The organism is Streptomyces hygroscopicus subsp. hygroscopicus, assembly GCF_030269125.1.
GTDB classification, from domain to species: Bacteria; Actinomycetota; Actinomycetes; order Streptomycetales; family Streptomycetaceae; genus Streptomyces; species Streptomyces hygroscopicus_C.
In genome coordinates, this window is record NZ_BSSM01000015.1 from 1 (window position 1) to 23,030 (window position 23,030).

Annotated in this window: 18 protein-coding genes; 6 read left to right on the forward strand and 12 right to left on the reverse strand. The window is 73.6% G+C overall.

Going from position 1 to position 23,030, the window contains the following annotated elements:
- Window positions 1-184: 184 nt before the first annotated feature.
- The 4 genes from QSK45_RS28300 to QSK45_RS28315 all read right to left on the reverse strand — a co-directional run bounded on the left by QSK45_RS28300 (window position 185) and on the right by QSK45_RS28315 (window position 4,144).
- Complete coding sequence (locus QSK45_RS28300) at window positions 185-1,174, reverse strand: malate dehydrogenase (protein ID WP_285561737.1); 990 nt, start codon at window positions 1,172-1,174, stop codon at window positions 185-187.
- Between the two features lie 307 nt (window positions 1,175-1,481).
- Entirely contained in the window at window positions 1,482-2,654 is a 1,173-nt protein-coding gene (locus QSK45_RS28305) for a DUF2690 domain-containing protein (RefSeq protein ID WP_285561738.1), read from the reverse strand.
- A 175-nt stretch (window positions 2,655-2,829) separates the two neighbouring features.
- Window positions 2,830-3,300, reverse strand: a complete 471-nt coding sequence (locus QSK45_RS28310) for a DUF3017 domain-containing protein (protein ID WP_285561739.1) — start codon at window positions 3,298-3,300, stop codon at window positions 2,830-2,832.
- On the reverse strand, window positions 3,290-4,144 hold the full coding sequence (locus tag QSK45_RS28315) for a bifunctional methylenetetrahydrofolate dehydrogenase/methenyltetrahydrofolate cyclohydrolase (protein ID WP_285561740.1): 855 nt from the start codon (window positions 4,142-4,144) through the stop codon (window positions 3,290-3,292). Before QSK45_RS28315 ends, QSK45_RS28310 begins: the two co-directional genes overlap by 11 nt.
- A gap of 274 nt (window positions 4,145-4,418) precedes the next feature.
- On the opposite strand from QSK45_RS28315, the gene QSK45_RS28320 reads away from it, so the two are divergent.
- The 3 genes from QSK45_RS28320 (at window position 4,419) to QSK45_RS28330 (ending at window position 7,345) form a co-directional block, all read left to right on the forward strand.
- The gene (locus QSK45_RS28320) at window positions 4,419-4,943 is read left to right on the forward strand and encodes a hypothetical protein (protein ID WP_285561741.1); all 525 of its coding nucleotides are present in this window, start codon (window positions 4,419-4,421) and stop codon (window positions 4,941-4,943) included.
- Between the two features lie 129 nt (window positions 4,944-5,072).
- Window positions 5,073-5,816 (forward strand): FHA domain-containing protein, encoded by a 744-nt coding sequence (locus QSK45_RS28325; protein WP_285561742.1) that lies wholly within the window; start codon window positions 5,073-5,075, stop codon window positions 5,814-5,816.
- Window positions 5,813-7,345, forward strand: coding sequence for a protein kinase domain-containing protein (locus tag QSK45_RS28330; protein WP_285561743.1), 1,533 nt, complete (start codon window positions 5,813-5,815; stop codon window positions 7,343-7,345). Before QSK45_RS28325 ends, QSK45_RS28330 begins: the two co-directional genes overlap by 4 nt.
- Before the next feature lie 178 nt (window positions 7,346-7,523).
- On the opposite strand, the gene purH is transcribed toward QSK45_RS28330, so the two are convergent.
- Both purH and purN read right to left on the reverse strand, forming a co-directional pair.
- On the reverse strand, window positions 7,524-9,086 hold the full coding sequence (gene purH / locus QSK45_RS28335; RefSeq protein WP_285561744.1) for a bifunctional phosphoribosylaminoimidazolecarboxamide formyltransferase/IMP cyclohydrolase: 1,563 nt from the start codon (window positions 9,084-9,086) through the stop codon (window positions 7,524-7,526).
- A complete protein-coding gene (purN, locus tag QSK45_RS28340) occupies window positions 9,083-9,712 on the reverse strand; it encodes a phosphoribosylglycinamide formyltransferase (RefSeq protein ID WP_285561745.1) in 630 nt (209 codons plus the stop codon). Before purN ends, purH begins: the two co-directional genes overlap by 4 nt.
- Window positions 9,713-9,992: 280 nt before the next feature.
- Here purN and QSK45_RS28345 point away from each other — a divergent pair, with 280 nt between their 5' ends.
- Window positions 9,993-10,832 (forward strand): hypothetical protein, encoded by an 840-nt coding sequence (locus QSK45_RS28345; protein WP_285561746.1) that lies wholly within the window; start codon window positions 9,993-9,995, stop codon window positions 10,830-10,832.
- Window positions 10,833-10,845: 13 nt separating this feature from the next.
- Here QSK45_RS28345 and QSK45_RS28350 read toward each other — a convergent pair whose 3' ends face one another.
- Window positions 10,846-12,447: a cell division protein PerM gene (locus QSK45_RS28350; RefSeq protein WP_285561897.1), complete on the reverse strand. Its 1,602-nt coding sequence runs from the start codon at window positions 12,445-12,447 to the stop codon at window positions 10,846-10,848.
- Window positions 12,448-12,560: 113 nt separating this feature from the next.
- Between QSK45_RS28350 and QSK45_RS28355 the strand changes: the two genes are divergently transcribed.
- Entirely contained in the window at window positions 12,561-13,619 is a 1,059-nt protein-coding gene (locus QSK45_RS28355; RefSeq protein WP_285561747.1) for a sigma factor-like helix-turn-helix DNA-binding protein, read from the forward strand.
- Window positions 13,620-13,710: 91 nt separating this feature from the next.
- Here QSK45_RS28355 and sucD read toward each other — a convergent pair whose 3' ends face one another.
- The 5 genes from sucD to QSK45_RS28380 form a co-directional block, all read right to left on the reverse strand.
- A complete protein-coding gene (sucD, locus tag QSK45_RS28360; RefSeq protein ID WP_285561748.1) occupies window positions 13,711-14,595 on the reverse strand; it encodes a succinate--CoA ligase subunit alpha in 885 nt (294 codons plus the stop codon).
- A gap of 27 nt (window positions 14,596-14,622) precedes the next feature.
- Window positions 14,623-15,801: an ADP-forming succinate--CoA ligase subunit beta gene (gene sucC / locus QSK45_RS28365; protein ID WP_285561749.1), complete on the reverse strand. Its 1,179-nt coding sequence runs from the start codon at window positions 15,799-15,801 to the stop codon at window positions 14,623-14,625.
- Window positions 15,802-16,387: 586 nt separating this feature from the next.
- Window positions 16,388-17,563: a VWA domain-containing protein gene (locus QSK45_RS28370; protein ID WP_285561750.1), complete on the reverse strand. Its 1,176-nt coding sequence runs from the start codon at window positions 17,561-17,563 to the stop codon at window positions 16,388-16,390.
- Entirely contained in the window at window positions 17,560-20,364 is a 2,805-nt protein-coding gene (locus QSK45_RS28375; RefSeq protein ID WP_285561751.1) for a DUF5682 family protein, read from the reverse strand. The genes QSK45_RS28370 and QSK45_RS28375 overlap by 4 nt, the downstream gene beginning before the upstream one ends.
- A complete protein-coding gene (locus QSK45_RS28380; RefSeq protein ID WP_285561752.1) occupies window positions 20,361-21,503 on the reverse strand; it encodes an ATP-binding protein in 1,143 nt (380 codons plus the stop codon). Before QSK45_RS28380 ends, QSK45_RS28375 begins: the two co-directional genes overlap by 4 nt.
- Before the next feature lie 132 nt (window positions 21,504-21,635).
- On the opposite strand from QSK45_RS28380, the gene QSK45_RS28385 reads away from it, so the two are divergent.
- The gene (locus tag QSK45_RS28385) at window positions 21,636-22,976 is read left to right on the forward strand and encodes an SWIM zinc finger family protein (RefSeq protein WP_285561753.1); all 1,341 of its coding nucleotides are present in this window, start codon (window positions 21,636-21,638) and stop codon (window positions 22,974-22,976) included.
- The last annotated feature ends 54 nt before the right edge of the window (window positions 22,977-23,030 follow it).

The window sequence follows — 23,030 nt, forward strand, 5'->3', positions numbered from 1 at the left end:
TGACGCCCACCTCACCGGCACACCCCGAGCCCGCACCCGCACCAGCCACTTCGCAGCACTTCGCCCCGCCGACCAAACGATCGACGGGGCGAAGTGATCAGGACCCCGAATTAACCAACAGCGTCCGGAGAAACCGGAGCGGGGCCCACGTGAGTTCTTGCTGCCGAACCGCCGGAGGCGAAGGTCAGATCAGACCGAGCGCGCGAACCGCCTCGCGCTCCTCGGACAGCTCCTGCACCGACGCGTCGATGCGCGAACGGGAGAACTCGTTGATCTCCAGGCCCTGGACGATCTCGTACTTGCCGTCCTTGGTGGTGACCGGGAAGGAGGAGATCAGGCCCTCGGGGACGCCGTACGAGCCGTCGGACGGGATGCCCATGGACGTCCAGTCGCCCTCGGCCGTGCCGTTGACCCAGGTGTGGACGTGGTCGATCGCGGCGTTCGCGGCGGACGCGGCCGACGACGCGCCACGGGCCTCGATGATCGCCGCGCCGCGCTTCGCGACGGTCGGGATGAAGTCCTCGGCCAGCCACTTCTCGTCGCTCACGACCTCGGCCGCGTTCTTGCCGCCGACCGTGGCGTGGAAGATGTCCGGGTACTGCGTGGCGGAGTGGTTGCCCCAGATCGTCAGCCGCTTGATGTCGGCGACGGTGGAGCCCGTCTTCTTCGCCAGCTGCGTCAGCGCCCGGTTGTGGTCCAGACGGGTCATCGCGGTGAACCGGTCGGCCGGTACGTCCGGCGCCGCGGCCTGCGCGATCAGCGCGTTCGTGTTGGCCGGGTTGCCGACGACGAGGACCTTGATGTCGTCCGCGGCGTGGTCGTTGATGGCCTTGCCCTGCGGCTTGAAGATGCCGCCGTTGGCCTCCAGCAGGTCACCGCGCTCCATGCCCTTGGTGCGGGGGCGGGCGCCGACCAGCAGCGCGACGTTGGCGCCGTCGAAGGCGACGTTCGGGTCGTCGCTGATGTCGATGCCCTGGAGCAGCGGGAAGGCGCAGTCGTCCAGCTCCATGGCCGTACCCTCGGCGGCCTTGAGCGCCGGGGTGATCTCCAGGAGGCGCAGGCGGACCGGAACGTCCGCCCCGAGCAGCTGGCCGGAGGCGATGCGGAAGAGCAGGGCGTAACCGATCTGGCCGGCCGCGCCGGTGACGGTGACGTTCACGGGAGTGCGGGTCATGGCGTTCTCCGTATGACAGCTGGCGGTGGGGCGTCCCTGCCCCGGGCGGATGATCGATCTCTTGGTATCAAGAGAGATCCAGCGATCAGGCTATCGCGCATCCGGCATGCGAGACGTGCGGGGCCCTGTGGCTCACCCCACAGAAGATCGTGAGGGGGACGGAAAAGGCGGCCGTCCGTCCGGAGAGGGTGGACGGAGACGGCCGCCGGTGGGGGTACCGGCTCGCCGGTCTCCCGTGGGGGGTACCGGTCGCGTGCCCAGGTTTCGGCCGGGCATGCGTACCGATCCAGAATTCATCCGATCGGTCTCAGCGCGTGCAGCCGGTACGGCCCGACGCGAGCGTGGCGCACGCCCTCGCCTCGCCCGGGTCCCGTACGGCGATCATCGGCGTGTACGCGATCGTGTCGCCCACCTGGGTGACCTCGCCCGCCTCCCGGACCCTGGCCCGCGCCCCGGTGACCTCGACCTTGTCGCCGGGCACGGCACCGGTGATCCGGCCCCACGCCGTGCCGCAGACCTTGCTGTAGCGGACTTCGAGGGTGGTGGCGCCGAGGGTGACGGCCTGGGCGGTGGTCACCTGGTCGCCGCTGCACCCCATGGACTCGGCGTCCTTGCCCACGCAGTCCGCGCCGGCGCACTCCACGCCGGGCGGGAGGCTCGCCTTCGGGCTCGCGCTCGGGGCGGGCCGCTTCGGCGCGGCCTCGTGCCTGCCGCCGTCACGGGCTCCGGTGAAGTGGACGACGCCCAGGATGACCAGCAGCACGGTGACGAACCCGGCCAGGAACATCAGCACCGGCTGCCGGTACCCGCGCCGGGTCCCGGAGGGGCGCACCGCGTCGGGGTCCTGAGGACCCCGGGGTTCCTGAGGACCGCGGGGGCCATGGGGGCCCCGGGAGTCCTGGGAGTCCTGGCGGTTCCGGCCGCTCTGGGGGCTCTGGGCGCTCTGGGTGCTGCCAGGTCCCGGAGCGTCGGCGACCGGGTCCGGCCGGGCTCCGGGCTCGGCGCTCGCCCGCGACGGCCCCTGATACCCCGCCAGCCCCCACGAGTTGCCGCCGGACGCCGTCCTCCCGCGCTCCCCCGCCTCCGCTGCCGTCGGCTGAGCCGGAACCCTCGGGACGGCGAGCGTGCCGCCCTCGGTCCCGTTCACGGCCCGCACGGCCGGACCACCGCAGGTCCGGCGCGCCGGCCCCGTGTGCTCGTACCCCAGCTCCGCTCGGCTCCACGCCCGTTCCGCCAGTTCCCACATCGTGACGATCGGGCCCGGACTGGTCCCCGCCGCCTCGGCGAGCGCCACGGCCGCGCCCTTGGGGGCGAGCAGCCGGCCGTCGAGGTAATCGTCCCAGGACGCCCTGCCGTAGCCCGTACGGTCGGCCAGGGTCGCGCCGTTCAGGCCACCGAGGTCCACGAGCCACCGCAGCTGGCTGACGAACTCCTTGATCTCCGGGTCGAGTTCGTTCGGCAAGGTCTTCCAACGAGGCATCGTCTCCCCCCTCATCCCCACTTTCGTACCGAACGGTCACCGTTCAGCGGAACGGTCACTTCCGTGCCACAGCGCGAAGACAGCCGTTGATCAGGCCGTTCGCCACCGGCCAGGGTGTGTCGGGCGGCGGTTCGTCCCTCCTCGGGGGTGGGGACGAACCGCCGTGCCACCGGCCTTATTTGGTCATCGTGAAGTGCAGCGTGTTACTCAGGAACGGGATCTCCAGCAAGGGATGCGGCTGCGCCATCAGGGCCAGCAGGACGATCGCCAGACCGAGGACGCCGTAGGTGCTGATGTCGGTGAAGCGGGAGCGGACCGCGAGCATGCCCACGCCGGGCAGCATCCAGCGCAGCACGGCGCCGGCCAGCAGCGCGGCGCCGATCAGCAGGGTGCCGACGCGGAACGCGTCGAACGCGGTCAGCAGCAGGCCGAGCGCGGTCGTGCCGAGCACCACCAGCAGGGGCCACTGCCGGGCGGGCGCGGGCGCGCCGCCGGACGCGGCCCGGCCGCCGCCCTCCGGCCGCGCGGTGTCCCTGGTGAACAACGGGAAGCGGCGGGTGACCCGCCGCGGGCGCCCCTCGGCGTCGGGGGCGCTGATCGCGTCGCGGACGGTCTCCTCGCCGTCCCGCGTGTCCTCAGCCGGCACTGCGCTCCGCCGCCTCGACCACGTTGACCAGCAGCTGGGCCCGGGTCATCGGGCCGACGCCGCCGGGGTTCGGGGAGATGAAGCCGGCCACCTCGGTGACGTCCGGGTGCACATCGCCGACGATCCGGCCCTCCGCGTTGCGGGAGACGCCGACGTCGAGGACGGCCGCGCCGGGCTTGATGTCCTCGGCGCGGATCAGGTGCGGGGAGCCGGCCGCGGCGATGACGATGTCGGCCCGCTTGAGGTGGGCGGACAGGTCGCGGGTGCCGGTGTGGCACTGGGTCACGGTGGCGTTCTCGCTGCGGCGGGTGAGCAGCAGCGGCATCGGGCGCCCGATGGTGACGCCCCGGCCGACGACCACGACCTCGGCGCCCTTGGTCTCCACGCCGTAGCGGCGCAGCAGGGTGAGGATGCCGTTGGGGGTGCAGGGCAGCGGGGCGGGCTCGTTGAGAACCAGGCGCCCGAGGTTCATCGGGTGCAGGCCGTCCGCGTCCTTCGCCGGGTCCATCAGCTCCAGAATGCGGTTCTCGTCGATGCCCTTGGGCAGCGGCAGCTGGACGATGTAGCCGGTGCAGGCCGGGTCCTCGTTGAGTTCGCGGACGACCGCCTCGATCTCCTCCTGGGTGGCCGTGGCCGGCAGCTCCCGCTGGATGGAGGCGAGGCCCACCTCGGCGCAGTCGCGGTGCTTGCCGGCGACGTACTTGCGGCTGCCGGGGTCGTCCCCGACCAGGATCGTGCCGAGGCCGGGCGTGACGCCCTTCTCCTTCAGCGCCGCCACGCGGACGGTCAGATCGGACTTGATCGCGGCTGCGGTGGCCTTGCCATCGAGAATCTGGGCGGTCATACCCCCATCCTCCAGGATGACCGCCCCGTGGTTCCAATCCGGGTTCCGATCAGGGCTCCCACCAGGGCCCGTGCCCGGGACCGGGTGATCACGGATGTTGCACTTGCACAACACCCGGGGATTACGGCTGGACAAGCCACTATCCGGTCAAGAACGATGAACAGCACAGTGCAGCGGGCAGCTCATCGGGGGGACGGACCGCATCTGTAGAAACTCTCCTCCGTGCAGTGCCGCGCCTCGTCCCCGCACTCGGAACAACGGAGGAAGACCAACCATGAGCTACGGCGACCCGAACAACCCTTACGGCAACCCGCAGGGGCAGCCGCAGCAGCCCGGGTACGGCTACCCCGCCGCGCCGCCGGTCCAGCAGTCCTACGCCGCCGCCCCGATGACCACCATGCCGGGCAAGGTCAACGCGGCCCGCGTGATGCTGTGGGTGATCGTCGCCCTCCAGGTCATCGGCGTGGGCCTGTTCGCCTTCTCCGCCGTGGCCGTCAACAAGGCCAAGAACGACAACTCCGTGCCGGGCCTCGCCGACTACCCGGTGGGCGTGCTGTGGGCGTTCATGGTGCTCGCGCTCGCCTGGCTGGTGTGGGCGATCGTGCTGGCCACGAAGTTCTCCAGCGGCGGCAACAACCTGCGGGTCACGACGCTGGTCTTCGGCATCCTGACCGCGGTGCTCGGCGTCTACCCGTTCCTCGTCGTCGTGGGCATCTTCCACATCGTGCTCGGCATCCTGATCGCCACCTTCGTCGGCGGCGCCGACGGCAAGGCCTGGTTCAACCGCGCCCGCTACTGAGCCGCCCGCGCGCAAGGAACACTTCGCGCCATTCGACATCCGGGGCCGTGTCTCACCCTTCCAGGGGGGACACGGCCCCGGTGCGTCGCCCTACTCTGGGAGAAGCCGTCAGGCACGGGGAGACGCACCTTGTACAGCATCATCGTCGTACCTCCGCCGACCACGGAGGACCGACAGCACCACAGCCAGATCCGCCTCGCCCCCGGCGAACGCCTCCGCTTCGGCCGGGCGCCGGGGAACGATCTGCCGATCCCGCACGAGGGCGTCTCGCGCCGGGCCGGAGAACTCGGCGCCCAGGGCGCGTTCTGGATACTGAGCAACCTGTCCGCGCACCAGACGTACGTCGTGGAGAACCCGGAGGGCGCGGGCGAGCACATCAAGGTCGGGCCGGGCCGGCTGGAGGCGCCGGTCCCCTTCGAGTTCTCGCGGATCGTGCTGCCCGCCGCCGGCGACCTGCTCACCATCGAGGTGTGGGCGCCGCGCCACGACTATCTGCGCGACGGCTGCGGAGCGGACGGCGACACCACCGCACCGGCCTTCTCCGTGGACCCCACCAAACGCTACTTCGCCGTGCTGGCGGCCCTGTGCGAACCCCGGCTGCGCGGCGACCCGCACGCCCCCCTGCCCACCGTCGACCAGGTCGTCGCCCGGCTGCGCCCCTCCTGGCCGGCCGCCTCGCGCACCTCGGTGCAGTGGAACATCGACTACCTCGCGGTGAAGCTGCGCCTCAAGCCGGGCCCGGACACGGCGGAGCCGGGCCCGCGCCTGAACGGCAAGAAGGAGTCCCTGGTCTCGCTGGCGCTCCGCTTCGACCTGGTGCGCGAGGACGACCTGGTCGTGCTGTCCGGCTCCGCGCGCCCGGCCGCCCGGTGACCGAGCCGTACGCCGTACCGGTGCCGAGGGGTTACCGGGTCGGCGGCTGGGAGGTCCGCGAGCCGCTCGCGACGGGCGCCTTCGGCAGCGTGTACGCGGCGCGGCGCACCGGCGACGACGAGGCGGCGTCGCGCGGCGGAGCCGACGGCCCGCTCCCGCGCACCGCAGCCCTGAAGTTCCTGCCCACCGGCACCGGCACCCCCCGCCAGCTCACCCATCTGCGCGAACTCGTCGAGCGCGAGGTGGAGTTGTTACGGAGGCTGCGGCAACCGCGCCTGATCCGGATGTACGAGACCCTCGTCGTCGACGACCCCGGGCGTCCCGCCCTCGACGGCGCCACCGTCCTCGTACTGGAACGCGCGGAGGGTTCCCTGTCCGCGCTGCTCGCCGCCGAGCCGCGGCCCGCCGCCGGGCCCGCGCTGCTGGCGCAGGTCTGCGAGGGCCTCGCGCAGTTGCACCGGGCGGGCTGGGTGCACGGTGATCTGAAGCCGGCCAACGTGCTGCTGATGGCGGACGGTTCGGCGCGGCTCGCGGACTTCAACATGGCGGCGGAACTGGAGGGCACCCACGGCTACACCCCCGCCTTCTCGACCCCCGACTACACCCCGCCCGAGCTGCTGTGGGCGGAGATCGGCGAACGCGGCCGCCGGATCCGCCCGTCCGCCGACGTCTGGGCCTTCGGCGTGCTCGCCCACCTCCTGCTCACCGGCTCCTTCCCGCTGCCCGGCGGCACCCCCTCGGCCCGCCGGGACGCTGCCGTCGCCTACGCGCGCGGTACCGAGGAGCTGCGCCTGGCGGCCGAACTCCCGGACGCCTGGCGGGAGATCGTGCGGGACTGCCTGGCCCGTACGCACGCCGACCGGATCGGCACCGGGGCCCTGCTGCGCCGCGTCACCGCCGCCGCGGGCACGGGCCGCGCACCCCGCCTCCCCCGCCTCTCACCCTCCGGCCGCCGCCGTCGTACGACGATCCTGGCCGTCACGGCCGCCGCCGTCGCCCTCCTCGGGTACGGCCTCGACCACTGGCACGGTGCCGACGACAAGGCGTCGGCCGCCTACGGCAGCTCCGAACTCCGCACCGACCGGGGTGTTCCGGTGCGCTACCGGCGGCTGATCGTGGACGCCGCGCACGGCTGCCCCCGCCCGGACGTCAGCCCGGCGCTGATCGCGGCCATGCTGAAGGCCGAGAGCGGTTTCGACCCGGACCTCGCCGACCCGGGCAGCCATGAGTACGGCATCGCCCGCTGGACCCCGTCCGTGCTGCGCTGGTGGATGCGGGACGACGGCGTTCCCGCCTCGGCGACCCCCACGCCGCCGCTGACCCCGGCCGTGTCCATCCCGGCCATGGGCCGCTATCTGTGCTTCATCGACGCCCACGTGGCGGCGGGGCTGCCCGGCGACAGGCGGGTGCTGGACGCGGCCGCGTACCGGACGTCGTACAAGAAGGTGAACGCCGCGGGCGGGGTCCCCGCGGCGTACCGCGGCTACTGCGACCGGGTCGCCCGCTATCTCGCGGAGTACACGCCCTGAGACCTCCGGGGTGCCGGCGGCCGGGCCCCGCCGGGACGGTGGAACCGCCCCGCGGGGGGGGCGACCGCCTCGCTCGTTCACACGGGGGAACAGCGAATCGGCCGGGTTCGGGCGGAGAGCGCGGCGGCCTCCGGCTCCCTCGGGGAGGGCCGGAGGCCGCCGTCGTCGGTGCCGCGGCTCAGTGGAAGAAGTGGCGCGTGCCCGTGAAGTACATGGTCACGCCCGCCTTCCGGGCGGCCTCCACCACCTGCTCGTCACGGATCGAGCCGCCCGGCTGGACGATCGCCCGGACACCGGCGCCGATCAGGATCTCCGGGCCGTCGGGGAAGGGGAAGAAGGCGTCGGAGGCCGCGTAGGAACCCCGGGCGCGCTCCTCGCCGGCCCGCTCGACCGCCAGCTTGCAGGAGTCGACGCGGTTGACCTGGCCCATGCCGACGCCGACCGAGGCGCCGTCCTTGGCGAGCAGGATCGCGTTGGACTTCACCGCGCGGCACGCCTTCCAGGCGAAGGCGAGGTCCTTCAGCTCCTCGGCGGACAGCGCCTCGCCGCTGGCGAGCGTCCAGTTGGCCGGGTCGTCGCCCTCGGCCTGGAGCCGGTCGGTGACCTGGAGCAGCAGACCGCCGTCGACCTGCTTGGCCTCGACCGGGTTGGCCGGCGCGCCCGCCGCCCTCAGCACGCGGATGTTCTTCTTCCTGGCGAGGGCCTCCAGGGCCCCCTCCTCGTAGTCCGGGGCCACGATGACCTCGGTGAAGATCTCCGCGACCTGCTCGGCCATCTCCTTGCTGACCGGGCGGTTCACGGCGATCACGCCGCCGTACGCGGACACCGGGTCGCAGGCGTGCGCCTTGCGGTGCGCCTCGGCGACGTCCGCGCCGACCGCGATGCCGCAGGGGTTGGCGTGCTTGATGATCGCGACGCAGGGCTCGGCGTGGTCGTACGCGGCACGGCGCGCGGCGTCCGTGTCCGTGTAGTTGTTGTACGACATCTCCTTGCCGTGCAGCTGCTCCGCCTCGGCCAGACCGCCCGTGCCGTCGACGTACAGCGCGGCGCCCTGGTGCGGGTTCTCGCCGTAGCGCAGGGTGTTCTTGCGCGCGTAGGCGGCGCCGACGAAGTCCGGGAAGGCCGAGTCGTCCACGGGGGCGTAGTCGTCGGCGAACCAGGAGGCCACGGCCACGTCGTAGGCGGCGGTGTGCTTGAACGCCTCGGCGGCCAGCCGCTTGCGGGCGGCCAGGTCGAAGCCGCCGTCCTTGACGGCCGCGAGCACGTCGGCGTACCGCTCGGGGCTGGTGACCACGGCGACCGAGGGGTGGTTCTTGGCGGCGGCCCGCACCATCGAGGGACCGCCGATGTCGATCTGCTCCACGCACTCGTCGGCCGACGCGCCGGAGGCGACGGTCTCGCGGAACGGGTACAGGTTCACCACCACGAGGTCGAACGGCGCCACGCCCAGCTCGGCGAGCTGCTCGCGGTGGCTGTCCAGGCGCAGGTCGGCGAGGATGCCCGCGTGCACCTTCGGGTGCAGGGTCTTGACCCGGCCGTCCAGGCACTCGGGGAAGCCGGTCAGCTCCTCGACCTTGGTGACGGGCACACCGGCGGCGGCGATGCGGGAGGCGGTGGAACCGGTCGACACCAGCTCGACGCCGGCCTCGTGCAGCCCGCGCGCCAGCTCTTCCAGGCCGGTCTTGTCGTAGACGCTGACGAGCGCCCGGCGAAGGGGCCGCTTGTTGCTCTCGGCGGTCACTGGATAACTACCTTTCGTCCCTCAATGCGATAGCCGTGGCGGGCGAGCCGGCCCACGACCTCGACGAGCAGGCTTCGCTCGACTTCCTTGATGCGCTCGTGCAGCGCGCTCTCGTCGTCCTCGTCCCGGATCTCCACCACGCCCTGCGCGATGATCGGCCCGGTGTCGACGCCGTCGTCGACGAAGTGGACGGTGCAGCCGGTGACCTTGGCGCCGTACGCGAGCGCGTCGCGGACGCCGTGGGCGCCGGGAAAACTCGGCAGCAGGGCCGGGTGGGTGTTGACGAACCGCCCGCCGAAGCGCGCGAGGAACTCCTTGCCCACGATCTTCATGAAGCCGGCGGAGATCACGAGGTCGGGCTCGTGCGCCGCGACCGCGGCGGCGAGGGCGGCGTCCCACTCCTCGCGGCTCGTGTGGTCCTTGACCCGGCACACGAAGGTCGGCAGCCCGGCCCGCTCGGCACGGGCGAGACCCTCGATGCCGTCGCGGTCCGCCCCGACGGCGACGATCCGCGCGCCGTACTCCTCGGCTCCGGTGCGCTCGATCTCGTCCAGGAGCGCCTGCAGATTGGTGCCGGATCCGGAGACCAGCACGACGAGGCGCTTGGCCACGGGGTTGGCGGCCACGATGGGGCCCTTTCTCGAAAAGCGGTCTCTGCTGTCGGCGGTTTGTACGTTCGTACGGATGCTTCGCGTCCCGGGATACGGGGAAGTCTACGAAGCGGCCGACCGCCAGCAACGATACCGGCACTGCGGGCGGCCCCCACGGGACGGGTGCGTGGCCGGGAGGTAGCGTTCGCAGGGAATCGACAGGAGCAGCCCCGGGAACGCGGTCGTCGTGCGACGCGTTGACGGGGTGGAAGCTCACGACGACAGCCGTGTTGATCTAGGGGAAGACGCTCTTTTGATGCCCGTCCGCAGCCTGCGACTCCTCACGTTCCCGCCAGACCCGGCCCAGGGAGGGGAGCGCGGCGGAATGCTGCTGCGCGAGCGGCCTTCGACGCCGCCGGACGCTCCTCGGGGCGGGGCGGAGGGCTCCGGTGAGGGGCAGGGCGGCGCGACCGGGCGCGGTGGCCGCGGCGGTGACGGCAAGCAGGACAATCCGTTCGCGCCGCCGCCGGAGGGCGCTCCGGACCGGCCCTGGCAGCCCCGGCACCCCGGCGGCGCCTCCGGTTCCGATGGTGGTCACGGAGGCGGTCGGGGGAGCGGTCACGGGGGTGGTTCCTGGGGCAGCCAGTGGAGCGACCGGCAGCCCGGACGTTCCCCCGGCGGCTTCGGCGAGCGCCCCGGCGCGGGTCCGCAGGGCCCCGGTGGCCAGGGCGGTCGGGGCGGCCCCGGGGGCATGCGCTGGGATCCCACGGACCCGGTCCAGCGCCGGGCGCGGTACGCGCTGCTGTCCGGGATGTGGGCCATCTTCTTCGTGCTCTTCAGCTGGCCGTACGTGTCGCTGCTGCTGGGCGCGCTGGCCCTGTACTGGGGTGTCAGCTCCCTGCGCGCCGAACCGCGCGCCGCGGACCCCGGCAAGCCGGCCCCGGGCCCCGGCCGCCCCCAGACCACGGCGGCCGTCGGCGGCCTGGTCACGGCGTCCCTGGCCCTCGTCCTGGTCGCCTCGACCTTCACGGTCCAGTTCGTCTACCGGGACTACTTCACGTGCGTCGACGACGCGCTCACTCATGAGGCGAAGCAGTCGTGCCAGACGCTGCTGCCGGAGCAGCTGAGGGGCGTCCTGGGGACGGCGAACCAGTAGTCCGGGTTCGGCTTCAGGGCCCTTCCCCGGCCGGGGGACCGGGGGGCTTCGGCGTGACCTCGGGGAGGGCCGGCCAGGGCGGGGCCTCGGCGGGGAGGATGTCGTAGGGCTCCTCGTCGGTGGGGTCGGTCGGGCCGGGGACGGGCCCGGACGGGGCGAACAGGTCCCTGACCTCGTCACTCGCCCTGTCCTGGCCCCTCGTCCTCTCCTCACCCTTCCCGCCGTCCGCCGTCTTCCACGGCTTCGGCTTCCCCGAGTCCTTCGACTTCCCCGGGTCCTTCGCCTTCCCCGAGTCGTGCGCCTGCGCCGGGGGCGCCGCGCCGCGAAGCCGCCAGGCCCGTACGACCAGGGCCGTCGGCATGCCCAGCAGCGCGGTCCAGGCGCCGGCCGCCGGGCCCGTCCACCACCACACGGGGCCGAAGTCGGCCAGGGCGGCGTTGCCCAGGGGGCCGCCGGAGAGGGCGGCGAGGAGGGCCAGCAGGAGGGCGCAGACCGTGGCCGTCAGCAGGGTCACGCCGGTGGTACGGGACATCGACCAGCGCGCCCGGGGCGGCTCCCCCCGCCCCGGGCGTCGTACCGCCGCTCGGGCCACGAACCATCCCGCCACCACCCCCGCCGCCACCGGCACCAGCGCGGCCGCCCAGTTCAGCCGGGTGCCGGGGCCCGCGTCCGGGACCGCCGCCAGCAGCGGGAACGGCGGGAGCAGCGGGGCCGGGTCGGAGGCGAGCGGGTGCACCGGATGCCCGGCGCCGAGGACGAACCCGGGGCCGAGGGCGTAGGACGCGGCCCAGACCGAGGCGTTGGGGACCAGCGCCAGGCCGAGCAGCAGCACCGCGAACCGCCCCGTCCAGCCCTCCGTCAGCTGGAGGAACGACGCCCGCGCCGCGCCCCCGTGCCACACCGTCGACACGGCGACGAGCAGGGCCCCGGCCCCGACCAGCACGGCCGCCGCCGCACCCGATGCCCGTACGGCCGTGTCCACCCGCGCCCGCGCGTCCGCGCCGAACACCACCCGCCGCACCGGAGCCGGCACCGCCTTCAGCACGACCAGCAGCGGCTCGGGCGGGCACCCGTGCGCCGACCAGACCCCGGCCCCCGCCCCGGCCGCCGCGACCAGCGGCAGAGAGACCGTCAGCCAGACCCAGGAGGGCCGCAGTTCACCGCCGGAGCAGTACACGGCGGCTGCGGCGCCGACGGCGAGGTAGCCGACGACCACACCCAGCCACGCCGTGCGCACCGGCACCGGCGGCGGTCCGTCGGGGCCGGCGGGGGCGTCCGTGGCGTACCGTCCGGCCCGGTACAGCAGCCAACCCGGCAGGGCGAGCAGCAGCAGCGGGGTGACGCCCACCGGGAGGTGCGCGCCCGAGAGGGTGTCGGTGCGGACCAGTTCGACGCCGTGCGCCAGCAGCCACAGCGCGGCGGCGATGTGCAGCGCGCCACCCGGCCCGCTGTCGGGGTAGGGCGAGCTGATCCACAGACCCAGGACCAGCACGGCGAGCGCGCCGAGGCCGAGTCCGGCCGCGACCACGCCGTCCAGCAGGCTCGCGGACAGGCCGGGCGGACGGTCGCGCAGTCGGGCGGACAGGGGGGCGAGCGACGGTCGGCGCGCGGTCATCTGGATCACGCGGCCATGGTCCCAACGACACGCGCTTTCCCGGCGTAACAGGGGAAGCACCGTAGTGTCGCTCAATATATGTTTATGTCACTTATCGTACGAAAGGGTGCACGGTGACCACGCAGATCCCCGCCAGCCCGTTGCCACCACCGAAGGAACGCCGACGCCTGCGCCAGTCCGGGTCCCTGACCCAGGCTCAGCTCGCCAGACGCCTCGGCGTGGCCCGCGCCACGGTGCGCGCGTGGGAGTCCGGCCGCAAGGAGCCGGCCGGCGCCGAGGGCCGCGCGTACACCGAGTTCCTCACCCGGCCGACGGACGATCGGCCGTCCGGGCCGCAGGGTCCCGGCGAACCGGCCGCCCGCCCGGAGCCGTTGACGCCCGCCGAGGCGTTCGACGCGCTCTACGCCTTCTGCGCCCCGGCCCTCGTACGCCAGACCTATCTGCTGTGCGGGCGCCGCGAACTGGCCCGCGAGGCGGTGGAGCGCGCGTTCCAGCTGGCCTGGCAGCGCTGGCCCGAGGTGGCCAGGGACCGGGACCCGGCGGGGTGGGTACGGGCGGTGGCGTACGACTGCGCGCTCTCCCCCTGGCACCGGTTCCGTCCGTGCTACCGGCACCCGGAGCCGCCGCCCGCCGACCCGGCCGACCGGGACCTGCTCGGCGCCCTGCTCAAGCTGCCGCCCTCGTACCGGCGCACGCTCGTGCTGTACGACGGTGTCGGGCTCGACCTCCCGGAGACGGCGGCGGAGACGGAGGCGAGCACCCCGGCGGCGGCGAACCGGCTGACGCACGCGCGGGAGGCGGTCGCCGCGCAGTTGCCCGAGCTGGCCGACGCCGCGCTCCTGCACCGCCGGCTGACCGAACTCGCCTCCCGCGAACGCCTGCGCGCCTCCCGCCCCCCGACGGTCCGCACCCTCGGCGAACGCCGCAACGTCTTCTGGACCCGCGCGGCCATCGCCTTCACGGTGACCATCATCGGCGCGACGACGCTCACGCTGCGGACGGCCCCGACCCACTACGAGCCCCCGGTCGCGCCCGCCCAGGCCGTCCAGGGCGTCCCCCGCGCGGTCCCGATGGGCCCCTTGTCCCGCGACGAACTGGCCCTGCGGACGAAACTCCGCCAGGACGCGGCCTCGGGCTCGGGCCCGGAGAGGATCGAGCCGACGCCCCGGTGACGTCCCCCGGGCGAAACGCCGGCAGGCCCGCCCCGGGGAACGGGACGGGCCTGCCGGTGTGCGGGTCAGAGCCTCGGCTCTGCCGAGAAGGTCACGCGCCCAGGATCTCGCGGGCGAGCTTCGCCGTCTCGGTCGGGGTCTTGCCGACCTTGACGCCGGCGGCCTCCAGAGCCTCCTTCTTGGCCTGTGCGGTGCCGGAGGAGCCGGAGACGATCGCGCCGGCGTGACCCATGGTCTTGCCCTCGGGCGCGGTGAAGCCCGCGACGTAGCCGACGACCGGCTTCGTCACGTTCTCCTTGATGAACGCGGCGGCACGCTCCTCGGCGTCACCACCGATCTCACCGATCATCACGATGAGCTCGGTCTCGGGGTCCTCCTGGAACGCCGCGAGCGCGTCGATGTGCGTCGTGCCGATGATCGGGTCGCCACCGATGCCGACGGCGGTGGAGAAGCCGATGTCCCGCAGCTCGTACATCATCTGGTACGTCAGCGTGCCGGACTTCGACACCAGACCGATGCGGCCCGGCTTGGTGATGTCGCCCGGGATGATGCCGACGTTCGACTGACCCGGGGTGATGATGCCGGGGCAGTTCGGGCCGATGATCCGGGTCTTGTTGCCCTTCTTGCCGGCGTACGCCCAGAACGCCGCCGAGTCGTGCACGGCGATGCCCTCGGTGATCACGACGGCCAGCGGGATCTCGGCGTCGATGGCCTCGACGACCGCGTCCTTGGTGAACTTCTCCGGCACGAAGATGACGGAGACGTTGGCGCCGGTCTTCTCGATGGCCTCCTTGACGGTGCCGAAGACGGGTACCTCGGTGCCGTCGAAGTCCACGGTCTGACCCGCCTTGCGCGGGTTCACGCCGCCCACGACGTTCGTGCCGTCACCGAGCATGAGCTTGGTGTGCTTCATGCCGGTGGCGCCGGTCATGCCCTGGACGATGACCTTGCTGTCCTTGTTGAGCCAGATAGCCATGGTGTGTCGGTGTCCTCGTCCTCGTGCTTACTTGGCGGCGGCCAGCTCGGCGGCCTTCGCGGCCGCGCCGTCCATGGTGTCGACGCGCTGCACCAGCGGGTGGTTGGCGTCCGTGAGGATCTTCCGGCCCAGCTCGGCGTTGTTGCCGTCGAGGCGGACGACGAGCGGCTTCTCGACCTTCTCGCCGCGGTCCTCCAGGAGCTTCAGGGCCTGCACGATGCCGTTGGCGACCTCGTCACAGGCGGTGATGCCACCGAAGACGTTCACGAAGACGGACTTGACGTCCGGGTCGCCGAGGATGATCTCCAGGCCGTTCGCCATCACCTGGGCGGAGGCGCCGCCACCGATGTCCAGGAAGTTGGCGGGCTTGACGCCACCGTGGTTCTCACCGGCGTACGCCACGACGTCCAGGGTGCTCATGACGAGACCCGCGCCGTTGCCGATGATGCCGACCTCACCGTCGAGCTTGACGTAGTTGAGGTTCTTCTCCTTGGCGGCGGCCTCCAGCGGGTTGGCCGCGGCCTTGTCGTGCAGCGCCTCGAAGTCCGGGTGACGGAACTCGGCGTTGTCGTCCAGGGACACCTTGCCGTCGAGGGCGATGACGTCACCGGAGGCGACCTTGGCCAGCGGGTTCACCTCGACCAGGAGGGCGTCCTCCTTGATGAAGGTGTCCCACAGCTTGACCAGCACGTCGGCGACCTTGTCGGCGACCTCGGCCGGGAACTTGGCGGCCGCGACGATCTCGCGGGCCTTCTCGGGGGTCACACCGTCGATCGCGTCGATCGGCGTCTTGGCGACGGCCTCGGGGCGGGTGGCCGCCACCTCCTCGATCTCCATGCCGCCCTCGACGGACGCGATGGAGAGGAAGGTGCGGTTCGCACGGTCGAGGAGGAAGGAGACGTAGTACTCCTCGACGATCTCCGGAGCGGTCTCGGCGATCATCACCTTGTGGACCGTGTGGCCCTTGATGTCCATGCCGAGGATGTCCGTCGCGCGCGCGACGGCCTCGTCCGGAGTGGCGGCCAGCTTGACGCCACCGGCCTTGCCGCGACCACCGACCTTCACCTGCGCCTTGACGACGGACTTGCCGCCCAGACGCTCGGTGATCTCGCGCGCCGCCTCAGGCGTGTCGATGACTTCACCGGCCAGCACCGGTACATCGTGCTTGGCGAAGAGGTCCCTCGCCTGGTACTCGAACAGGTCCACGCGCTTCCGTCCCTATCAGTGATCTCGCGGTTCGTTGGATGCGTGGGCGTGCCGCGAAGGGCAACGTGACGTCCGCTTGTCACTAGGGGGGCGCACACGGTGTCCGAGCGCGCGGCATGTCCGTCTCGCAGGTTATCGCCGCTTGCGGGGGCTCCCTAAATCGAGGGTCACACGCGAGCGGTGATACCTGTCACATGATGCCGGGTTCTCTGGCACGCCGTGCCGCCCCCCTCGGCCCTACCGGCTGGTACGAGGCCTCACCGGGCTGGGGTCGACCCGATGAGGCCTCCGCGCGGCCCCGGTGACCGGGGCCGGAACGGTCGGTCCCCACCCCAATGGGGACCATCCGCCCCATCCGCGAGGCTCCGCCCGGAGGAACCGACGGCGTTCGGCCGACCGGGTGCGGCCGCCCCACGGAGCGAGGTGGCCGGGCGGCGAGCGGATGTACCGACTCTCCGGTGCCCCCTCCGACGCCCCGTACGCCGCGCGGGTTCCCGGTTTCTCCCCTTCTTCTTCCGGAGCACGTTCCCCCGGGGTCACGTTCTTCTTCCGGAGCACGTTCCCCCGGGGTCACGCCATCCCGGCGTCAGGCCGTCCCGGGTATCGGCAGCGGCCGCTTCTCCAGTGCCGCGGCCATCACCTCGGGGAACAGGTCGGGCGTGCAGGCGAAGGCGGGGGCGCCGAGCGCGGCGAGCGCGGCCGCGTGCTCCCGGTCGTAGGCGGGCGCGCCCTCGTCCGACAGCGCGAGCAGCGTCACGAACTGCACCCCGGACGCCTTCATGGCCGCCACCCGCTTGAGCATCTCGTCCCGTATGCCGCCCTCGTACAGGTCGCTGATCAGCACCACCACGGTCTCGGCGGGCCGGGTGATGTGCGCCTGGCAGTAGGCGAGCGCCCGGTTGATGTCCGTGCCGCCGCCGAGCTGGGTGCCGAAGAGGACGTCCACCGGGTCGTCGAGCTGCTCGGTGAGGTCGACCACCGCCGTGTCGAAGACGACGAGGCGGGTGCTGATCGACCGCATGGAGGCGAGGACCGCGCCGAAGACGGACGCGTAGACCACGGACGCCGCCATCGACCCGGACTGGTCGACGCAGAGGATCACCTCCTTCTTCACCGAGCGCGCGGCCCGCCCGTAGCCGATCAGCCGCTCCGGTACGACGGTGCGGTACTCGGGCAGGTAGTGCTTGAGGTTGGCCGCGATGGTGCGGTTCCAGTCGATGTCGTGGTGGCGCGGCCGGCTGACGCGGGCGCTGCGGTCCAGGGCGCCGGTCAGGGTGGCCCGGGTGCGGGTGGCGAGCCGCTTCTCCAGGTCCTCCACCACCTTGCGCACGACCGCTCGCGCCGTCTCCTTCGTCGTCTCCGGCATCGCCTTGTTGAGCGACAGCAACGTGCCGACCAGGTGCACGTCGGCCTCCACCGCCTCCAGCATCTCCGGCTCGAGGAGCAGGGCGGCGAGCCCGAGCCGGTCGATGGCGTCGCGCTGCATGACCTGGACGACGGAGGACGGGAAATACGTGCGGATGTCCCCGAGCCAGCGCGCCACGGAGGGCGCCGAGGCGCCGAGTCCCGCCGCGCGGTCCCGCCCCGGCTGCGGCTTGTCCCCCTTGCCGTAGAGCGCGGCCAGCGTCCCGTCCATCCCGGCGTCCCGCCCGGACAGCGCGCATCCGGTGCCGTCGGCCTGCTCCCCACCGAGCACGAGCCGCCAGCGCCGCAGGCGTTCGCGGGAGGGGTCGTCGCGGTCCGTCGGCGTCTGGGTTGTCATGTGCCCACCCCCGTGAGGCTTTTCTCGTGGGTCGTCGTCTGTCGCCCGTCCGGGCCGAGGAGGAGCCGCAGCACCGGGAGCACGGCGTCGGCGCGTTCGGCGTCCGGCTCGGCGGCGAAGCCGGGTGCGGTGAGCCCCGGGGCCGCCGAGCCCGTCCACTTCCCCGGTCCGCGCCGCACCAGTTCGCCGAGGGTTCTGCGCACCCCCGGGTCGTACGCCGCGAAGGTGCGCCGCAGCAGCGGTAGTACGTCCGTGAACGCCTCCGCCGGCACCCCGGTCAGCCAGGCGTCGACCAGACCGAGCAGCCGCTCGTCGTGCACCAGCAGCAGGCCGCCCCCGCCGCCGACGAAGCCCTCGATCCAGGCGGCCGCGTCGCCGGGCGGCGTCCCCGGCGACAGCACGAGCCCCATGAGCCGCGCCGCCTCCCCGGCAGCCAGCTCTCCCTCGTCCAGCAGCAACCGCACCGCCCGCCCCCGGATCACCCCCGCGACGGTGTCCCGCAGGGCGAGGGCGCGGAGCACACCCCGCCAGCGCCGGCGCAACCCCCCGGGGCCGCCGACGCTCCCGGCGCCCGCGCCGACGCCGGGGCCCGGGGCCGCGGCCGCGCCTTCGCCTGCGCCGAGGACCGAGGGGACCGCCGTGTCTTGATCCGCGCCGAAGACCGAGGGGACCCCCGCACCTTGCCCCGCACCGAGGACCGGGACAGCCGCCGTATCTTGATCCGCGCCGTCGATCGAGGGAGCCGCCATACCTGGGTCGTCAGGGGCGCCCGAGGTCGCGCCGCCCCCCTCTTTCTCAGCGGCACCCCCGGGGCTGCCGGGACCACCTGCCCCACCGGGACCGGCACCCGCGGCGGCCGTCGCGGCCCGACCGGGCCCCGCGGCGTCGTCCGGACCCCCGCCGACGCCCACGCCACCGGCCTCAGCCGCGCCCGCCGCCGCGCCGGCCAACGCCTCCCCCAGCAGACCCACCGCCGCGTGCACCGCGTCCACATGGCCCCGCATCCGCTCCGCCGCGTCGGTGTCGAGCGCGGCACAGGCCGGGGGCAGGCCGACGAAGACGCGCTCGGCGAGACCGGCGGCGACGCCGGCCAGCGCGCGGGTGTCGGTGCCGCGGACGTCGCCGTAGCGCAGGGTGCGGACCAGGGCGGGCAGGGCCTGGGCGAGGTGGCCGACGTCCGTGTCCAGGGCCGCGCGGTCGGCGAGCGCCCGCATGACCACCGGCAGGGCGTCCGGGAGACCGGCGAGCAGGCACCGTTCGGCGAGCGCGGTGACCTCGGCGAGGGCCGCCGCGTTCGCCGCGTCCGACTCCGCCCTGGCCCGTGCCGCCGCGGCCACGGTCGTCCCCCACACCCCCGCCTCCGCGACCCGCACCGACAGCTCCGGCTCCCAGCGCAGCCGCCAGGTCTCCCTGAACGTGCCCGTGCTCCCCCGCGAGGCGCCCGGCTCCCCCCAGCCGATCCCCAGCAGCCGCAGCCGGTGCAGCAGTCTGCTGCGGCCCGCGTCCGTGTCCCTCCGCAGGTCCAGCTCCAGCTCGCGCTCCGGCGCCTCCGGCTTGAGCCGCAGCGCGCGCTGCTGTCGCGCCAGGTCACGCTGCAACGGCACCGCGGGCGCCGAGTCCGGCACCTCGCCCAGGACGTCCCCGACCACCAGCCGGTCGTACACCAGCGCCAGCGGCACGTCCGAGCCGTCGCACATCACCGCGCGCACCGCGTCGGTGGTCTCCCCCAGCCCCGGCAGCGGACGGCCGCGCATCGCCGCGAGGGTCTGAGCGAGCCGTACGGCCTCGATGACGTGCGCGGAGGACACGATCCGGTCCTCCTCCCGCAGCAGGCCCGCCACCTTGGTCAGCCAGCGCTCCACCGGCCGGTCGGGGACGTGGAAGAGATGGCCGTACCAGCCGGGCGAGTCGATGCCCGCGCCGTAGCCGCTCGACCGGGCCAGCCTGCGGTGCGTCCAGGGCACCCAGGTCAGGTCGGCCTTGACCTTGGGCAGCCCCTTGAGCAGCGCCCGGTCGGCGGTCACGGTGGCCTTCTCGCGCAGCGCGGGGACGTGCCAGGCCCCGCACACCACGGCCACCGCGTCGCCGAACTCCTTTCGGGCGGCGCGCAGCCGGAGCCGCATCTGCGCCTCGCGCACCAGGTCCCGGGGGTGCCCGCCCGTGCCGTACCGCTCGCGCAGCGCGCCCATGGCCTCCGCCAGCGCCTCGAACGGGGCAAAGGGGTCGCGCTCCCCGGGCCCCCGGTGCTCCACGACGTCCTCCCACCAGCGCTCGGGATCGTCGTACCCGGCGGCCTCGGCGAGGGCGCCGAGCGGGTCGAGGCGGGCCCGCTCGTCGGCGGCCGGAGCCGCCTCCCCTTCCTCGGGTTCTCCGGGTTCTGCGGGTTCTGCGGGTTCTGCGGGTTCTGCGGGTTCTGCGGGTTCTGCGGACGGGAGCCCGGTCTCCGTCTCCCACGCGAGGGTGTGCGCGGCCGGCAGGTCGATGAAGCGGACCGGGACGCCGTGGTCCAGCGCCCAGCGCAGGGCCACCCACTCCGGGCTGAACCCGGCGAACGGCCAGAACGCCGAGCGGCCGGGCTCGTCCACGGCATGGGCGAGCAGGGCGACGGGCGGCCGCAGGGCCGGGTCGGCGGCCAGCGGGACCAGCGCGTCGGCCTCGGGCGGTCCCTCGATCAGGACGGCCGCGGGCCGGGCGGCGTCCAGCGCGGCGCGCACCGCGCGGGCGGAACCGGGCCCGTGGTGCCGTACGCCGAGCAGCAGCGGACCGGTGCGGCGGGACCCGGTCCCGGCCGTGCCGGTCATGCGCTCACCTCCCGGCAGGCGCGGTAGAAGTCCGTCCAGCCCTCCCGCTCGCGCACGACCGTCTCCAGGTACTCCTGCCAGACGACCCGGTCGGCCGCCGGGTCGCGGACGACGGCGCCGAGGATGCCGGCGGCGACGTCCGCCGGGCGCAGCACGCCGTCGCCGAAGTGGGCGGCGAGCGCGAGGCCGTTCGTGACGACGGAGATCGCCTCTGCCGTGGACAAGGTGCCGCTGGGCGACTTCACCTTCGTACGGCCGTCGTCGGTCAGTCCGTCGCGCAGCTCGCGGAAGACGGTCACGACGCGGCGGATCTCCGCCATGCCGTCGGGCACGGCCGGCAGATCGAGGGAGCGGCCGAGCTGTTCGACGCGGCGGGTGACGATGTCGACCTCGGCCTCGGCGCTCTCGGGCAGCGGCAGCACGACGGTGTTGAAGCGGCGGCGCAGCGCGCTGGAGAGTTCGTTGACGCCGCGGTCGCGGTCGTTGGCGGTGGCGATGAGGTTGAAGCCGCGCACCGCCTGGACCTCCTCGCCCAGCTCCGGGACGGGCAGCGTCTTCTCGGACAGGATGGTGATCAGCGAGTCCTGCACATCGGCCGGGATCCGGGTCAGCTCCTCGACCCGGGCGGTCATGCCCTCGGCCATGGCGCGCATGACCGGGCTAGGCACGAGGGCGTCGCGGCTGGGACCGTGGGCGAGCAGCCGCGCGTAGTCCCAGCCGTAGCGGATGGCCTCCTCGGGGGTGCCCGCGGTGCCCTGGACCAGCAGCGTCGAGTCGCCGCTGACGGCGGCGGCCAGATGCTCCGACACCCAGGTCTTGGCGGTGCCGGGCACGCCGAGCAGGAGCAGGGCGCGGTCGGTGGCGAGCGTGGTGACGGCGACCTCGACGATCCGGCGCGGGCCCACGTACTTCGGCGAGATCACCGTGCCGTCCGGCAGGGTGCCGCCGAGCAGGTACGTGGCCACCGCCCACGGCGACAGTCTCCAGCGGGCCGGGCGGGGCCGGTCGTCCTGCGCGGCCAGCGCGGCGAGTTCGTCCGCGAACGCCTGCTCGGCGTGCGGTCGCAGAGCCGCCGCGTTCTCCCCCGGGTGCTGCGCGGCGGCGGTCTTCGGTCGCGTGGACGCAAGGTTGGCTGACATGGCTGAGGCCCCCTCCAGCTCGGCCGGTTCGGATCTGCCACCAACGGTGCACCACACCACTGACAATCGCTCTGACCAGCGAAAACACACGCGCAGGGCGCATTGTCAGTGGCGGGATCTACCGTCGGGGACATGACTGAGCAGGGGGTGCGCTGGACCGCGGACCAGGTGCTGGCGCTGGCGCCTGACGCCGCGTCACGCAAGGCGGGCGGCAGGCTCGGCACGGCCGGTCCGTGGTCCGGGTCGGGGAGCGGGAAGGAGTCGGTGTGGGGACTGTGCAAGGGCAGCGGCAGCAAGCCGTACCAGACGGTGATCGACCTCACCGGGCCCGCGTACAGGTGCAGTTGTCCGAGCCGTAAGTTCCCGTGCAAGCACGCGCTCGGGCTGCTTCTGCTGTGGGCGGCCGACGACGGCTCGGTGCCGGTGCGCGCCGAGCCGCCGGAGTGGGCCGAGCAGTGGCTCACGGGCCGGCGCGACCGCGCGGAGGACAAGCGGACGGAGGGCGGCGGGAGCGCTCCGGCCGCCGACCCGGAGGCGGCCCGGCGCCGCGCCGAGCGCCGGGCCGAGCGGGTCACCGCGGGCGCGACCGAGCTGGAGCAGCGCCTGGCCGACCTGCTGCGCGGCGGCCTCGCCGCGGCCGAGCAGGCGGGGTACGGACTGTGGGAGGAGACCGCGGCCCGCATGGTCGACGCCCAGGCCCCCGGACTGGCCGCACGGGTGCGGGACTTGGGGGCGATACCGGCGTCCGGCGCGGGCTGGCCGGCGCGGCTGCTGGAGGAGTGCGCGCTGCTGCACCTGCTCGACCAGGGCTGGCTGCGCCGCGAGGCGCTGCCGGAACCCCTCGCGGCCACGGTCCGCTCCCGGCTCGGCCTGCCCGCATCGGCGGATGGCCCACCCGAGCGCGACCGCTGGCTGGTCCTCGCCCAGTACGACACGGCGGACACGAAACTGACGACCCGCCGGATATGGCTGTACGGCACCGCGTCGCACCGCACCCGGCTGCTGCTCTCCTACGGGCCGGCCGGCCGGGCCCCGGAGCTGTCCCTGCCGGTGGGCCTCGCCCTGGACGCCGAGTTGTCCGCGTACCCGGGTGCCGGTCAGCTCCGGGCCGCGCTGGGCGAACGGTTCGGCGCGCCGGTCCCGGCCGGTCTCCGTCCGCCGGGCACGAGCACGGCCGAGGCGCTTGCCCGGTACGGCACGGCGCTGCGCGAGGACCCCTGGCTGGAGTCGGTCCCGGTGACCCTGGAGCAGGTGGTCCCCGTGCCGGACGGCGAGCAGTGGCAACTGGCCGACGCCGAGGAGGACGCCGCCCTGCCCCTGACCCGCGCCGCTCGCTCCCGGCCGGGCCTGTGGCGCCTGCTCGCCCTGTCCGGCGGCGCCCCGGTCACGGTCTTCGGCGAGTGCGGCCACCGGGGCTTCACCCCGCTCACGGCCTGGCGGGAGGGCGACGGGGAGGCGGTGCCGCTGTGCTGACCGACCGGGCCCCCTCCCGCTCCACGCGCCCTGCGCGACCTACCCGAACGGAAG